General features: G+C 67.7%; 13 protein-coding genes. 3 read left to right on the plus strand and 10 right to left on the minus strand.

The genetic code is table 11. From position 1 onward, the window contains the following. Positions 1–10: 10 nt before the first annotated feature. From G5C50_RS08100 to G5C50_RS08110, 3 genes are all read right to left on the minus strand, one after another. Positions 11–1090, minus strand: a complete 1080-nt coding sequence (locus G5C50_RS08100; protein WP_165067578.1) for a mannose-1-phosphate guanylyltransferase — start codon at positions 1088–1090, stop codon at positions 11–13. Positions 1091–1225: 135 nt separating this feature from the next. Next, positions 1226–1591, minus strand: coding sequence for an STAS domain-containing protein (locus G5C50_RS08105; RefSeq protein ID WP_165067581.1), 366 nt, complete (start codon positions 1589–1591; stop codon positions 1226–1228). Positions 1592–1681: 90 nt separating this feature from the next. Further along, positions 1682–2761: a sialidase family protein gene (locus G5C50_RS08110; RefSeq protein WP_206107616.1), complete on the minus strand. Its 1080-nt coding sequence runs from the start codon at positions 2759–2761 to the stop codon at positions 1682–1684. 406 nt (positions 2762–3167) lie between these two features. Between G5C50_RS08110 and G5C50_RS08115 the strand changes: the two genes are divergently transcribed. The 3 genes from G5C50_RS08115 to G5C50_RS08125 all read left to right on the plus strand — a co-directional run bounded on the left by G5C50_RS08115 (position 3168) and on the right by G5C50_RS08125 (position 7286). Continuing rightward, positions 3168–5339, plus strand: a complete 2172-nt coding sequence (locus G5C50_RS08115; RefSeq protein ID WP_165067584.1) for a glycosyl hydrolase family 65 protein — start codon at positions 3168–3170, stop codon at positions 5337–5339. A 9-nt stretch (positions 5340–5348) separates the two neighbouring features. Continuing rightward, on the plus strand, positions 5349–6236 hold the full coding sequence (locus G5C50_RS08120; protein WP_165067587.1) for an endonuclease/exonuclease/phosphatase family protein: 888 nt from the start codon (positions 5349–5351) through the stop codon (positions 6234–6236). 102 nt (positions 6237–6338) lie between these two features. Beyond that, positions 6339–7286, plus strand: a complete 948-nt coding sequence (locus tag G5C50_RS08125) for a hypothetical protein (protein WP_165067590.1) — start codon at positions 6339–6341, stop codon at positions 7284–7286. Between the two features lie 22 nt (positions 7287–7308). Here G5C50_RS08125 and G5C50_RS08130 read toward each other — a convergent pair whose 3' ends face one another. The 7 genes from G5C50_RS08130 to G5C50_RS08160 form a co-directional block, all read right to left on the minus strand. Beyond that, positions 7309–8688 carry a TIGR03067 domain-containing protein gene (locus tag G5C50_RS08130; protein WP_165067593.1) on the minus strand — a complete coding sequence of 460 codons (1380 nt, stop codon included), beginning with the start codon at positions 8686–8688 and terminating at the stop codon, positions 7309–7311. A 152-nt stretch (positions 8689–8840) separates the two neighbouring features. Beyond that, on the minus strand, positions 8841–9308 hold the full coding sequence (locus tag G5C50_RS08135; RefSeq protein ID WP_165067596.1) for a hypothetical protein: 468 nt from the start codon (positions 9306–9308) through the stop codon (positions 8841–8843). Then, positions 9289–9705 (minus strand): hypothetical protein, encoded by a 417-nt coding sequence (locus tag G5C50_RS08140; protein WP_165067599.1) that lies wholly within the window; start codon positions 9703–9705, stop codon positions 9289–9291. The genes G5C50_RS08135 and G5C50_RS08140 overlap by 20 nt, the downstream gene beginning before the upstream one ends. A gap of 42 nt (positions 9706–9747) precedes the next feature. Continuing rightward, positions 9748–11433 (minus strand): ABC transporter permease, encoded by a 1686-nt coding sequence (locus G5C50_RS08145; protein ID WP_165067602.1) that lies wholly within the window; start codon positions 11431–11433, stop codon positions 9748–9750. 135 nt (positions 11434–11568) lie between these two features. Beyond that, positions 11569–13155: an alpha-N-arabinofuranosidase gene (locus G5C50_RS08150; protein WP_165067605.1), complete on the minus strand. Its 1587-nt coding sequence runs from the start codon at positions 13153–13155 to the stop codon at positions 11569–11571. Next, positions 13152–14576 (minus strand): sugar porter family MFS transporter, encoded by a 1425-nt coding sequence (locus tag G5C50_RS08155; RefSeq protein ID WP_165067607.1) that lies wholly within the window; start codon positions 14574–14576, stop codon positions 13152–13154. Before G5C50_RS08155 ends, G5C50_RS08150 begins: the two co-directional genes overlap by 4 nt. A 19-nt stretch (positions 14577–14595) precedes the next feature. Continuing rightward, positions 14596–15474 (minus strand): carbohydrate kinase family protein, encoded by an 879-nt coding sequence (locus G5C50_RS08160; RefSeq protein ID WP_165067609.1) that lies wholly within the window; start codon positions 15472–15474, stop codon positions 14596–14598. Positions 15475–15545 lie beyond the last annotated feature (71 nt).

Consider the following 15545-nt stretch of genomic DNA (forward strand, 5'->3'; position numbering starts at 1 on the left):
CCGCTTTGGATCACAGATACGACGCGTGCCGCCCGTCCTTGAGGCTCTCGACGAGCCCCTTGAGCTTGTCGAGCTGGTCGCGACGGGCGACGAGGGTTGCGCCGCCGGATTGAATGACGACCACGTCGTCGAGGCCGATGGTCGCGATCAGGCCGCCGTCGTCGGAGATCAGGATCGAGTCCTTGGTGTCGACGGCGACGACCTCGCCCTGAACGGCGTTTCCATGGTCGTCGACGGGGAGAAGCGGCCGAAGGGCCCGCCAGTCGCCGACGTCGTTCCAGTCGTAGACGACCTCCAGCACCTTGACGGAGTCGGCCTTCTCCATGACGGCCTTGTCGATCGGGGTGCGTTCCATGTTGGGGAACTCGGCGGCGAGGACCTCGGGGCCGGCGGAGGTTCCCCAGGCGTTGCCGACGCGGTCGAGCGCCGCCCCCAGCAGGGGCTTGTGGCGGTTGATCTCGTGGAGGATCGTCCGGGCCCGCCAGACGAAGATGCCCGCGTTCCAGGCGAAGTTCCCGGCGGCCAGGAACTGCTGTGCGGTCTCAAGGTCGGGCTTCTCGCGGAACTGGACGACCTTGTTCACGGCCACGCCGTCGCGAGACTCCAGCGCCTCGCCGCGCTGGATGTAGCCGTAGCCGGTCTCGGGCCGGGTCGGCTTGACGCCGAAGGTGACCAGCGAGGCGGGATCGGCGTCGACGACGGCCACGGCCGCCTTGACGGCCTTGAGGAAGACCGCCTCCGGCTGGATGACGTGGTCGGCCGGCATGACGATCATGGTGCCTTCCGGATCCTGGGCGGCGACGATCTCAGCCGCCAGCCCGACGCAGGGCGCCGTGTCGCGCGGGCAGGGCTCGGCGATGACGTTGGACGCCGGCAGTTCCGGGAGTTGCTCGCGGGTGGCTTCGGCCTGGTCGGCGCCGGTGATGATCAGGATCCGTTCGGGAGGGACCAGCGGGGCGATCCGGGCCACGGTCTGCTGGAGCATCGTGGCGTCGCCGTGGAGGTTCAGGAGCTGTTTCGGCCGATTGCGGCGGCTCTTGGGCCAGAACCTCGTCCCGCTGCCGCCCGCCATGATGATCGCAAAAAGCATGTCTCACCCCGCCGGAACGCCCAGGCCCTCGCGCGAGGGCCATCGTCCTCGATCAGGGCGGTCCGTCTACGAATCGGTCCCACGAATCATAACGATTCGCCGGGCCTTCCGGTAAGAGGAGGACGCCAGGGCGTCTCAGCGGAAGCTCTTCAGCGCCGAGGCCTGGTCGGGGTGGATATCGAAGAGGGAGTCGAACCGGCCGATGTGGAAGGTGTCCTGGAGAACGGGGCCCAGGCCGCACATCTTGAGTTGCCCCTTCGCCGCGCGGACCTCCTTCTCCAGGTGCGCAAGCTGAGCCAGCATCGTGCTGGAGAGGTACTGGACCTTGTCGAAGTCCAGCAGGATCTTGGTCTTGTGCAGGTCCTTCACGACCGCCCGCAACTCGGCTCCGATGTCGAGGACGAGGTCGGTGGCGTACATCAGGCCCGAATTGACGAAGCCGACGACCGCGACGTCGCCGACGTCCCGCAGGTTGAGGTGTTTGAGATCCGCGGCGGACATGGCGTTCACTCGCTTGATGCGAACTCCAGGAAGGGGGAATACCCGGGATCATAGCCGTGCCCACCGGCGCATGCAACGATCCGATTTCGGCTATCGGCCGGCCTGGATCCAGTCCTCGTCGAATACGGCTCGATTGACCACCGACCGGCGTTCCGAGGTGAAGACGACGTGGATCGAGCCGTCGCGGGCCTGAAGGGCCATCGGGTAGCCGAAGTCGCCGTCACCCGCGACGATGTCCCGCTTGACCGGCCAGGATCGGTCGAGGTCCGGGGAGAGGGCGACGGTCAAAGGCGTGCGGCGGTTCATGCTGTCGTTGAAGACCAGCAGCAGGTTCCCCTTGCGAGTCTTCAGCAGGTCGACGGCCGCGTTGGGGTTCGGAAAGGCCGAATCGCGTCCCTCGGTCCACGTCCGACCGCCGTCGGACGACTCCGCCCGGACGATGTGGCCGATGGTCTCCGGCCGGTAGTCGCCGCCGCGACGGCAATAAGCGACGAGCTTCCCCGGCGAGAGTTCCACCGGCGCGGGCTGGATGTTCCCCCGGGGCGAGACGATCGGCCCCGTGGTCGACCAGGCCTTCGCCTTCGGGTCGTATCGGAGGAAGAACGATTGGGAGTCCGGCCCGGTGGCCTCAGTATCGGCGCCCGTCTCGCGATAGAGCGGCAACAGGTACGCGCCGTCGCTCAGCACGATCGGCCGGTTGCGGACGAGGGTGCCTTCCTCCAGCACCAGCAGCGAAGCGTCCGACCACGTCTCGCAGGCGTCCTTCGAGACCTTGGCCGCGACTCGCGAGGTCGACCAGACGTCGCCGTAGCGGACCACGTAGAAGAGCCAGACCAGACCGTCCGGAGCCTGCCAGACGACCGCGTTGCCGACCGAGTGAAACGGGTCGTGCGCGATCCGTGTCGGCGCGCTCCACTCAGTCTCCCCTTTCCGCAGCCGCGAGCCGAAGACGCCCGTGTCGGTGGCGTACTCCCCCTCACCGCCGTAATAGACGAGGTAGAAGTCGCCGTTGGACAGTTCCTCAAGAGCTGCGGGGTGCTTGTACGGCCCCGTCTTGATCTCGGGCCCGAAGATCCGCTCGATTCGCAGGTCTCCGGCCGAGGCGACCCCGGCGAAGACGAGCCCCAACGCCGCGCCGAGCATGATCCGGATCGTCGTCGATCGTCGCATGAGCCCTCTCCCCTGCATCTGACGAGCCGACACTATTTCAGGAGTAGCGACCATAACGGCCTTCCCCCCTGGAGGGGGAAGGTGGCCCGTAGGGCCGGATGAGGGGGACGACCGGCGTCGGACGTGGAGCCGACGGGTCACTCTCGATCCCGCGGCGGTCGTCCCCCTCATCTGACCGCTTTGCGGTCCGTCTTCCCCCTCCAGGGGGGAAGATGTCTTGATCGCCGCGGCCGAACATGTGTCAGGTCGTCAGCCCCTGCATCGGGTTGACATCCGCGAACATGGTGGCAGGACGGCCCTCGCGACGCAAGCGCCTGCCCGTCGCCCGCTGGCGAAGGCCGGCGAGGCGTGTTATACCGAAACCCCCGGCGCGTCCCCCCTCTTCCACCCGCCCGAGACGAACCGCATGAACCGCCCTCGCCTGCTCGCGATCGTCCTGCTCTCCAACCTCGCCGCGACGGCCCTCGGCCAGCCTGCCTCCCCGGCGGACGGCTTCCCAGTCTTCAACGTCCCCGGCCAGGAAGCCGCGATGGGACGGCTCGGCGAGCTGTACCGGCTGCACCACGACAGGGCGAAGACCAACTGCACGCTCTGGGACGCCTGGCTCCCGCACGGGACGCTCTGGGCCGCCGTCGACCCTCGCGACGGCGCGAAGGCCGCCCGCGACTACTACCGAGACGTCTTTCTCTCGCGGCGGATCGACGACGAGGGGTACGTCGCCATGCAGCAGCACCGCGGCCTGGCGCACAGCGACGGTTGGCCCTTCCCGACTCTCCAGCAGGCCGGCGGCCGCGGCTGGTACTTCTCGACGTCGGGTGAACATTACCTGATGGACTACTTCCCCACCCAGGCGTTGACGAACGTCGACGGCTGGGAGATCCGCGGCGCGACGGTCGAGGGGTTCGACCCCGTTCTCGGTTTGAAGCTCCGCATCGACGACGACGCAGCTTCCATCGCCACGCCGGCCTTCGCCTGCAAGACGATCGTCGCCCCGTTCATTCGGCTCGAATGGGGGGCGAAGGAGCTGAAGCCCGACGCCAGGGCCTCGCTCTCGTGGAGCCTCCAGGGCGAGGCCGGGGACCATCCCGACCGCCGGTCGCCCATGGCCCTCCCCCCCGCGACGGGCGCCCAGGCGTTCTCGAACGTCCCCCTGCACCGCCAGCCGGGTTACAACGACGGCACGCTGACGCAGATCCGGTTCCACCTCGACGGCGCGAAGGGGGCTTCGGTCACGCTCAAGTCGATCATCACGGCGATCGACACCCGGCACCCGATCACCAACTTCAACTTCGTCCGGGGCTCCGCCGAGTACTTCAACTGGACGGCCGACCTGCCGTTCCTGCGGGCTAACATCGGCCGGATTCGTGGAGCGATGCGCTACGCCCTTCGCGAGTTCGGCGTCGAGGAGCATCACCTCGTCCGCGTCCCCTGGGTGGGGCACGACGGCCGGACGGGCCTGTCGTTCGGGCCGGACGGCAAGAAGACGCTGCTGCACGGCGAAGGGGTCGGCAACAACTACTGGGACCTCCTCCCCTTCGGCGGCGACGACGGCCTGGCGACCATCTACCTGTATGACGCGCTCCTCAAGCTGGCCGACCTCGAAGCGGCGATCGCCGCCCATCCTGATTGGGCGATCCCGGCCGAGCCGCAGCCTTTCCGACCCGACGACCTCCGCGCCCTGGCGGCGAAGGTCAAAACGAAGTTCGACGCCACGTTCTGGCTCCCCGAGACCGGCCGCTTCGCCGGCTGGCGCGACCGCGACGGCAAGGCCCCCGACTACGGCTTCGCTTTCGTCAACACGGAGGCGATCGCCTATGGAATCGCGACCGACGAGCGGGCGAAGGCCGTCTACGACTGGCTCGACGGCCGCCGGATCATCGCCGGCGACACCTCCCAGGGCGCTGACATCTATCACTGGCGGTTCGCCCCCCGTTCCACCACCCGGCGCAACGTCGAGACCTATACCTGGGTCTGGTCGGGCCCCGAGAACATCCCCTGGGGCGGGCAGGTCCAGGACGGCGGCGCGGTGATGGGCTTCTCCTACTTCGACCTGCTCGCAAGGCTCCGCACCAACGGCCCTGACGACGCCTGGGCCCGCCTGAAGACCATCCTCGACTGGTTCGGGGAGGTCCAGTCCGAGGGGGGCTATCGCGCTTATTACGCCAAGCCCGGCCGGGGCACCCTGCAAGGCGGCGGGCCGGCGGGCGGTCTGGGGCTCGACCAGGAGTTCCTGGAGAGCGTCCTCGTCCCCCCGTTCATGCTCTACGGCTTTCTCGGCGTCGAACCTCGTCCCGACGGCCTGAAGATCGCCCCTCGGCTGCCGTCGGCGTGGGAATCGGCGTCGATCTCACGCGTCCAGGCCCAGGACCGCGTCCTGACGATCTCCGCCGGCCGTAATTCCATCGGGCTGGTCGTTGAGGACGGCCCTGACTCCGAGATGGCCGTCCAACTCCCCGCCGGCTCATGGGACGCCTCGTGGGACGGCACGACCCGCCGGATCACCGTCGACGACGGCAAGCCCGTCAAGCTGCCGATCCACAAGGGCCGGTCGTTCAACTTCAACCGGCCAAGCAACTAAGGCTGACCCATGAAGCCGCCTCGTTTCCTCCTTGTCTTGCTCGCGACCCTCGCCACGACCTCCGGCCGAGGCGAGGAGCCGTCGCAGCCCGTCCGGGTGCTGACCTGGAACATCTGGCGCGGGGGCGATCGAGCGATGGACGAGAAGGACCCGGCGGCGAAGCTTGCCAAGCAGCGGCGAGTCGCCGACGTGATCCGCGCCAGCGGGGCCGACGTCGTGGCGATGGTCGAGACTTATGGCTCGGGAGAGTCGATCGCTCGGGAGTTGGGATTCCACTTCCGTCCGCGGGGGACGAACGTCTCGATCCTCAGTCGGTGGCCGATCGGCCGCGACCTCTCGGTCTACAAGCCCTTCCACTGCGTCGGGGCGGTGGTCGAGCCCCCGGGCCGGCCGCCGATCGCCGTCTATTCGGTCTGGATCCACTACGTCGACGACGTCTGGACCGACCCCAAATCACGCAACGGTCGGTCGGCCGAGAAGCTGGTCGCCGACGACGGGGCGAGCCGGGTGGAAGAGGTCCGCGCGATCCTCGCCGGCGCAGAGGAACAGGCGGCGGGGCTGCCGCTGATCGTGGCCGGCGACTTCAACAGCAACTCCCACCTGGACTACGTCCCGGCGGCCCGCGACCAGTATGGGATGGTCGTTTCCTGGCCGGTGACCCGGGCCGTGGAGGCCGCCGGTTTCCGCGACGCCTATCGCGAAGTCCTTCCGACCATCGATCGGGCGCGGGACCGTACATGGTCGCCTCGGTTCCCGGAGCAGATCCAGGACCGCATCGACTACGTCTTCTTCAAGGGGGCCGTCCTCCGCCCGACCGCCGCGCGACGGCTCGACCAGGCGGACGGCGTCTGGCCCTCGGACCACGCGGCGGTCTTCGTCGAGTTCGACGCCCGCTGACGCCGACGCTCGGGTCTTGTCGCGGGCCGGCGTCGGCTGCGACGATGGGGCGCGAAGCTTCGACGACGAACGGAACGGAGGCCCCGCACGGGGTTGCAGCGCATGGCCGATTCCTCGACAGGTCCCGAGCCCGATCAACGCGACGATCAAGCCGCGGCCGAGTGGCTGCTTCAGGACGACCAGGCCTCGGCGAAGAAGCCGCAGCAGCCGATCGTCGCCCCGAGCGGGGATTCCTTCGACCTGGCCGACACCGACGAGCCCGCCCCGACGCGCCGGGCCTACATCCCCCCGCCCGCCTCCGACGAGCGAGAGGTCGCCCCCGAACCAGCCAGACCCGCCGAGCGGATCAGGCCGCGCGAGAGGGAGTCGATCGACGAGCCCCGCCGCGAACGCCCCGCGCCCCGGCGGCTCGACTCCGGAACGGCCGTCGACCACGTCTGGACCCGAGGCGCCGAGTGGGGGCCGACGATCGTCGCCCTGATCGTCTGGGGTGTCGTCGCCCTGACGCTTCTCTACTTCCTGCTCGCGTGGGAAATGTACAGCACGGCGATGGCGACCCTGGCGATCGGCGGCCTGGTCGGGCTGGCGCTCCTCTATCCGATCCTGATCACCCTGGAACGTCCCGTCCGCATGACGCCCGAGCAGGCGCTCCGCGACTACTACCAGGCGCTCTCGCACCACTTCCCCCACTACCGGCGGATGTGGCTGCTGTTGAGCAACGCAGGACGGACGTCGTCCCGCTTCGCCTCGCTCGAAGGCTTCAAGGGCTACTGGAAAGCCAAACTGAAGCAGTTGCGCGAGGGCAAGGCCAAGGGTTCCACGCCGCTCGTCTTCGTCGTCGAGGGATTCAAGTCGGAGAAGAGCGGCGGCAAAACGGAGATCCAGGGCAAGTGGACCGTCCAGGTCTTCGTCCGGGGCCAGCGCGACGCGGGTCCCATCTGGTCGTTCCCAACGGAGGGGACGCTCGTCAAGGGCCCGGACAACATGTGGTACATCGACGACGGCACGCTGGCCGAGCGGAGATCGACGCGGGCGGCGGACGCGGAGTAATCCGCCGCCCGGCCGGCTCGGATCAGAGCTTCCGGTAGGTCTTCAACGGCCCGACGCCGCCGCCCATGACCAGGGAGGTCGGGCTGATCGACTGGAGCCGGTTGACGTACGAGTAGCCCAGCATGTTCGGGTCGGTCGTGCTGGAGATCCGTGCGCTGAAGACGCCGGCGGCGTATGACCACGAACCGCCGCTGGAGACGGACGCCGGCTGGAAGAGACGCGGGCGGGCGACGGTCCTCGTGGAGCTGAAGCTGCCGTCCGAGCGGACAACCATCACGAGCGTCCCCTTGGAGTCGGTGATCGTCCACGAGCCGACGAGCATCTCGCGGATCTGCTCCTCGCGCATCGCCTTCAGCTCGGCGGGCGTGGGCTCGGGCTCGCGTACGGGCTTGGGCTCCGGGGCCGGGGCCGGGGCCGGGGCCGGGGTCGAAGTCGCGACTGGAACGGCTTCGGTCCTGGCAAGCCTGAACGTGTACAGAACGTGGCGGGATCCGGTCGGAGCCTCAAAGGTGGACGGCCGGGCCTGTTCCTCTTCCTTGGCGGAGCAGACGATCAGCCGGTCCTGGTCGAACATGTAGATCCCCTTGAGGATCGAGTCGTGTTCGGTGATGAGGTCGATCTCCTTGGGCGTCGTCGCCGGATCGATGCGGTAGGCCCAGAGCCGCCGGGTCTCGCTGATCGGCGACGTGACCGAGACGCCCCGCGAGCCGATGCGGACCCGGCCGTCTTCGGCGATCTTGCGGCGGATCAGCTCCGCGCCCAGCAGTTCGCCGTCGTCGCGGATCGAGACGATGTCCCACGAACCGGCCATCAGGTTGCGGTCGCGGGCGATCTCCTCGGCCGTCGCTCGAATCCTCCCCAGCGCGACCGGCTCGGCCGGGACGGGGACGTCGTTCTTGATTTCGACGGCCTCGACCAGTTCCTCGGGCGCGACGGTGGCGGCGTCTCCGCTGGCGTGGGCGAACCGCAGCAGCATCCGCGACGAGCCGGCCAGGGACTCGAAGTCAGTGGGACGAACCGGGGTGTGGCCTTCGCTGAAGCAGACGACGAGTTCGTCGCCCTCGATCTTGTAAACGCCGGGCATGACCCGCTCATCCGAGGTGACCAGGTCGATCTCACGCGGGAGCTTCGCGGGGTTGATCTTGAAGCCGACCACCCGCTTCACGCCGGTGTCCGGAACGGTGTAGGTGATGGTCCGCTCGTTGATCAACACCCGACCGCCCTTGACGAGGCGGTCGCGGATGAGGCGAAGACCGATCTCCTCGCCGTCGTCGATCGCCGAGGCGATCGTCCAGGGCCCCATGAGGATCTGCCGGGCCCGCCGCAGCTCGGTCTCCGTCGGCCGAACGTCCGCCTGAAACCACCCGATCCCCGCCGCCGCCACCACAAGCGAGAGCATCATTGCAGGCCCTTTCGAGAATCCGTCCCGGTGCATCCTCCAGGCGCAACCCTCGCGCCCCACGCCCGCCTTATTCCAGAACCCAGCCCGGAAGGCAAGGGCAAATACGGAACTGGCGAAAACCTTGTCGGGTGAGCGGACACCGGCAAGGACGTTCACTCCCACTCGTCAGGCAACGCCGAGAGGAAGGCCTGGAGCCGCGAACGAGCCTCATCGATGGGCATGGGCGCGGGATCGCCGTCGGCGTCGTGCGCCCAGTAGTTACGGACTCGACGCACGTCGTGCGCGCCGTCGCGGATCTTCGCTTCGATGCCTCGGCCCTTCCTACCGCCGATCTCATCGATCATCGCGCTTGCATCGGTGATCCTGTCGGGATCCTTGTGTCTTGCTCGATCGTAGGAGCGCAGGGCCGCCTCGAACGACGCGAATAGTCGCACGATGTATGTGCCTTCGAGGTTCGCTTCGGCGCGGCGTAGGCTTTTCCTGGCTTCGCCGTCGCGAGTGAGGAGATCGGGGGCTGCGACGACGGCGTTGATGTAATAGTCTGCCGCCACGCGAACCGACCTGTATTCGCGCCAAACCTGGGTGATGTAGTCGTGCCAGTCAAAACGACGGTACGGCATATTCGGCAATCGTGTCGAGCACCTGGTTGATCGTGGTCGGATTGAGAGGTAGAGCCGACATCTCCGGGGGGTTCGGGAACTCCTCGCTCGACGGCAGGGTGAGGTCGACGGTCCAACGACCGTCCTCGAAAAAGAGGCTGGCCGTCGGGTCGTAGCCGGGCATCTGGTAGATGTCCGCCGCAGCCTCCGCCCCCGGAACGTCGTAGCCGATCGGGTCGAGCAGCAGCTTGATCGTTCCTTTCTGAAGATAGAGGGCTGGCACTTCAAAGAGCTGGCGGTCGTCGTCACGAAGCCGCTTGGGATAGCGTCGGGTGACCCACTCCGTCCCCTGGAGCCCTGCCTCGAACCGGCTGACGAGTTCTTCAATCAGGACGCAGAAGCGTTCTTTGGCGGACATGGCGGTCGACTCCTTGGCAAGGTCAGACGGCGTCCTTCGATTCTACAGCCCCGCCCCAGCACGCCACCATCGCCAGCGGAAGGCCACCCAGGCGACGATCGAGAAGACAAGGCCCAGAATCGGGCAGACGACGAGGTAGACGAGCCAGACCGGCGCGACCCAATCGCCGGGGAAGACGGCCAGCGGTGGGGTGACAACGTCGATCTTCCCTCCCGCCCAGCGGCCGCTGGAGTCATACGTGTGCATGGGAACGCTCGCCGCGGCGGCGTAAGGGCTGGTGATGGTCAGGGTCGCCAACTGCTCGGGAGTCACCCCTCGCTCCTGTGCGACGCCCTGCACATACCACCGCACGCCGATCGGCAGAACGAACAGGGCCATCAGCAGCAGGTACGACATGACCATCGCCGTCGAGGTTCGCCGCGCCAGCGACGAGCACATCAGGCCGGCCGCCGTGGTCGTCAGGCACGTCACGGCGATGATCAGCAGGAAGACGACCAGCGTCCAGAATCGGTTCCGCAGTTCCGGCAGCATGACGTAGGCCAGCAGGATCTGCTCGGTCAGCAGGAACGTCAGCACGGTCGAGACCCGAAGCGCGGCCAGGAGCTTCGCCAGCACGATCCGGCCGGGCGTCAGCAGCGTGGTCAGCAGGAGCGCCAGCGTCTGGCGTTCGCGCTCCTGGGTGATGCTCCCGGCGGAGAAGACCGGGCCGACCAGGAGGTTGAACGTCACGACATACGCCACGTAGTACCCCGCGAGTTCCGACCGCAGGAACAGCAGACCGGCCATCAGCGGGATGGACAGCAGCATGCTCACCTGGATCACCACCCGGAGCATCAACGTCCCCTGGCTGAAGATCTCGCTGCGAAGCTCCTTGTCGAGGACCGGGTTGGTTCCGTCGGGCATCAGGTCGGTCCGCTTCGCGGGGGCGAAGAGCTTGTCCGGGAAGGCGTCGCGGTCGATGACGACGCCGATGGCGCCCTTCATCTCCTCCTCCTCGTCGACCACGCCTCCCCCCTGCCCGCCCACGTCGCTCGGCCGTAGCAGGCGGTTGACCACCACGATGCCGACCGTCGTCCAGATCATCAGGCAGACCGGCGGCAAAACGGCCACGGAGGCGAAGTCGCGCGTGGTGGGGTCCTCGGCGCGCGTCAGCATCAAGCAGAGCCCCGCCAGCGGCAGAACGACCAGGTAGCTCACCAGCAGCGCGGAACTGGTCCGGCTGAAGCTGCTGGAACAGGCCAGGCTGAGGAGCCCGAACGTCCCCGCCGCCAGGATCAGCACGATGTAGCTCCGCGCGATCTCCGACAGCAGAAGCCCCCCCAGCAGGTAGCAGAGGATCATCAACGGCAGGCTGGAGAGGATCAGGATCACCAGGTACGAGAGCGAGCTGAGCAGCTTGCCGACGAGGATGGTGCTCGGCCGCAGCGGGCTGACCAGGAGCATCTCATACGTCTTCCGCTCCCTCTCGCCCGAGATGCTCCCCGCCGCGAACGTCGGCGCCATCAGTGCGACGAGGCAGAACTGGCCGAGGAAGAAGATGTCATACAGCCGCTTGGCCACGCCCGGGCCGACCATCCGCGACCCTTCGTCCACCCCCGCCGGCCAGTAGAAATAGACCAACGCCCCGAGCAGCGAGACGTAGGCGAACTGGAGCAAGAACGACCGCGGAGACCGCAGCGTGGTCAACAGCTCGCGGTTGAGCACGGGGTTGTTGTTGAGCCAAAACATGGACGGGTCTCGCAGGCCGAGGGCGATCAACGGACAACCGTACGACGTCCGATCGCCTCCAGCCTAACGTCTCGACTCCGCGCATGCGAGCCGGCCGCCCCGCATTCGCGAGACGCCCGGCGCGAAAGGCTGCACTCAGGCCAACGTCACGTCCAGCCGCGTGATCGAGGCCGGGTCGAGGACGACGCGGAACGAGCCCCCCTTGAGGTCCGTCTCGGCGGACTTCGGCGTCACGACGTCGGGGGCCTCGAACGTGTTGTGGGCGTTCAACTCCTTGTGCGTCAGAACAACCTTGCCCACCGAAGCGGCCTCGCCCCCCTTGAGCCGAACGTCGACCTCGACGGGCTCCGAGGCGTGGGTGTGGACCAGGGTGATCGTGACCTTCTTCGAGTCCGACGACGAGGCCGAGCCGGCCACGCGGAAGAGCTTCTCGTCGCGCCCCTTGATCTTGAAGGGGACGTCCGGGGCCTCGGCGACGACCTTCAGGCTCCTGGCCCCATGGTGAGCGCGATACATCTCGAAGACGTGGAAGTTCGGCGTGCAGACGAACTTGTCGCCGTCGGCCAGGAAGAGCGAGTGGATGTTGTTGATGAGCTGCGCGACGTTCGCCATGTCGATCTTATCGGCGTGGCGGTTGAAGACGTCGAGCGTCAGCCCGGCGACGAGGGCGTCGCGGAGGCAGCCCATCTGCTCGAAGAGGTGCGCCTTGTTGATCTCGGTCCCCGCCGGGTGCCAGGCGCCCCATTCGTCGATGACGAGCTTCACCTTATGCTCGCGGTCGAACTCGCCCATCACGGCCCACTGCTCGCGGACGAGGGTCTCCATGTAGTTCGCCTTGTGGAGCATCTCGTACCACTGGTCGACGTCGAACTTCAAGGCGTGGCCCGTCGTGCCGCAGTAGTAGTGGGCGGCGAAGCCGTGCAGCGGGGCGATGGCCCCGTCGCGCCACTTGGCGAAGAAGCGACGGGTCCAGTCGAGGTCGTTGCTGTTGGGGCCGGCGGCGGTCAGGTAGAGCTTCACACCGTACTCAGGAACCCACTCGGTGAACTTGCGGTACTCCTTGCAGTAGTCTTCGGGCGTGTACTTGCCGCCGCAGCCCCAGCTCTCATTGCCGACGCCCCAATAGGCGATCTTGAACGGGTCCGGGTCTCCGTTGGCGACGCGCTCGTCGGCCAGCGTGGTGGACCCGGCGGGGCCGTTGCAATACTCGACCCAGTTCTGGAACTCGGTCGGCGAGCCGGCCCCGACGTTCGCCGCGAAGTAGGGCGTATCCCCGCAGAGCCGGCAGAACTTCATGAACTCGTGGGTGCCAAAGGCGTTCGACTCAGTCACCTCGCGCCAGCGGCCGAAGCGTCGGGGGCGTTTGTCCCTCGGACCGATGCCGTCGCGCCAGTGGTAGGAATCGGCGAAGCAGCCTCCGGGCCAGCGGATCACCACCTTGCCCAGCCGATGCATGTGGTCGACCAGCTTCTTGCGGATCCCGCCGATGTTCTCGACCTTGGAATCCTCGCCGACCCAGATGCCGTCGTAGATCACGCCGCCGATGTGCTCGGTGAAGTGGCTGTAGATCTCCGGCTTGATCGTCCCGATCGGCTCGTTCAGCAGGACGTCCACCGTCGCCCCGACGGCGGCCGACGTCCTCGCGCCGGCGGCCCGCGACATCCCCGCCGCGCCCACGCCCAGCGCGCCGGCGGCTCCCAGAAAGTCTCGACGATTGATCATGAGAGGCTCGCTTCCTTGGTCGTGTGCGACAGGCCCAACTCCTTCTGAAGCTCTTCCAGCGGCACGCCCTTGGTCTCGGGCATGACGAAGAGGACCCAGAGAAGCTGCAAGACCATCATCGCCGCGTAGAAGGCGAAGGCGTGGCCGCCCGACTTCTCGGCGATCATCGGGAAGGTCTGGGTGATCGCCAGCGCCCCGATCCAGTGGACCACGCTCCCCAACGCCTGGCCCTTGGCGCGGACGCGGTTCGGGAAGACCTCGCTGATGTAGACCCAGATCACAGCCCCCTGACCAAACGCGTGCGAGGCGATGAAGACCAGGATCCCCCCCAGCACCACCCAGGCGCCGACGCCCGTGAAGTTCGTCCCGTACGTGTAGAAGGCCCAGGCCGTCGCCGAGAGACTCAGGATGTAGCCGATCGAGCCGACGAGCATCAGGAAGCGACGGCCGAAGCGGTCGATGATCGTCATCGCCAGCATCGTGAAGACCAGGTTCGTCCCGCCGACCACCACCGACTGCAAGAGCGCCGCGTCTCCTCCGGAACCGGCCATCTTGAAGACCGCGGGGGCGTAGTAGAGGACCGCGTTGATCCCCGAAAGCTGGTTGAACGCCGCGATGGCCGTGGCCAGCAGGATCGGCTTGAGGTAGGCCCGCTGGAAGAGCGCGTCCTGGTCCCCTTCGCCGGCCGTCTTGAGCGACTCGCGGATGTCGGCGATCTCGGCGTCCACGGCCTCGTCGGCGCCGATCTTCAACAGCACGCGGCGGGCCTCTTCATCCCTCCCCCGCGCCACCAGCCATCGGGGGCTCTCCGGGATCATGAAGGCGAGCACAAAGAAGACCGCCGAAGGCACGACCTGGATGCCCAGCATCCAGCGCCAGTCGTTCGCCCCCAGATCCAACCGCGCGATGAGGAAGTTCGACAGGAAGGCCAGCAGAATGCCCAGCACGATGTTGAATTGCACCGCGGCCACCAACCGCCCTCGATACTTGGCGGGTGCGATCTCGGTGATGTAGAGCGGGGCGATCACCGAGGCCGCGCCGACCGCCAGGCCGCCCAGAATCCGAAACGCCAGCAGCGACCACCAATCCCAGGCCAGCGCGCAGCCGCCGGCCGAGACGAGGTAGAAGATCGCCAGCACGGCCAGGAGCGGACGGCGCCCCCAGTCGTCGGCCGGCTTGCTCGCCATCAACGAGCCCAGCACCGTCCCCAGCGGGGCGCTGGCGATGGTGAAGCCAAGTGTGATGCCGGTGAGGCCGAAGACCGTCGTGAGCGCGTCGGTCGTCCCCGACATGATCGCCACGTCCAGGCCGAACAGCAGGCCGCCCAGGCTGGCGACGAACGTGGCGAACAGCAAAGGCCCAGAGAGCGAGCGGTCGCCGGCCGAGCCGGCGGGCGTCGAGCGGTCGAAGGAGACGTCCAAGCGAACCTCCGGAGGTGAATCAAAGCCCGGCGAGGAGCGACGCCGGGAGCGCGGGCGTCCCCCCCGGTTGGGTGCAGACGAAAGCGGCCACGGCGTTGGCCCGCCCGTTGATCTCGTCGAGCGGCCGCCCCGCCAGCAGGCCGACCGTCATCGCCGCGGTGAAGGAGTCGCCCGCGCCGATCGTGTCGACGACCTCGACGGGGATCCCCGGATGGTCGGACCACTCGCCGTCGCGGAACAGGAGGCTGCCGGCCGTCCCCCGCGTCACGGCCGCGACTCGGAGGTCAAACCCATCGACGAGCGCCGCGACGAGTTCGCGAGGCTCGCCGATCAGGCCGAACATCTCGGCCAGCGTGGCCAGTTCGTGGTCGTTCAGCTTCACGACGTTCGCCCGCTCCAGGGACCGCTCGATCACCTCGCGGTCGATGAAGGGAGGCCGGAGATTGACGTCGAAGATCCGAAGCGCCCCGGGCTTCGCGGCGTCGACCAGCCGGGCGATCGCCTCGCGCGAGACCGGCCCGCGCTGGGCGAGGCTGCCGAAACAGATCGCGTCCGCCTCAGCGGCGTGGCGGAGGGCCGTCGCATCGGCGGCGATCCGATCCCAGGCGACGTTCTCGTGGATCGTGTAACGCGGCTGGCCGTCGGCGTCCAGCTCGACGGAGACCGTTCCCGTGGGGGCGATGGGGTCGATCTCGACGCCGTCAGTGGGCAAGCCCAGCGCGCGGAAGCGGTCAAGAACCTCGCGCCCGAGGTCGTCGTCGCCGACTCTCGTGACCAGCCGAGCGTCCGCCCCCAGCGATCGGCACTGGTAGGCGAAATTCCCCGGCGCGCCGCCGAGTTGCTTCCCGCCCGGCAAGAGATCCCAGAGGACCTCGCCGACGGCCAACACCCTGTCCATCGCCGTCGCCTCCGCCGGCCGTCAAAACGGCCCCGGCGAGCCCCTCGCGGGCCCGCCCTCGCACATCCTCT

Origin of the sequence: Paludisphaera rhizosphaerae (genome assembly GCF_011065895.1) — a bacterium.
Lineage (GTDB): Bacteria > Planctomycetota > Planctomycetia > Isosphaerales > Isosphaeraceae > Paludisphaera > Paludisphaera rhizosphaerae.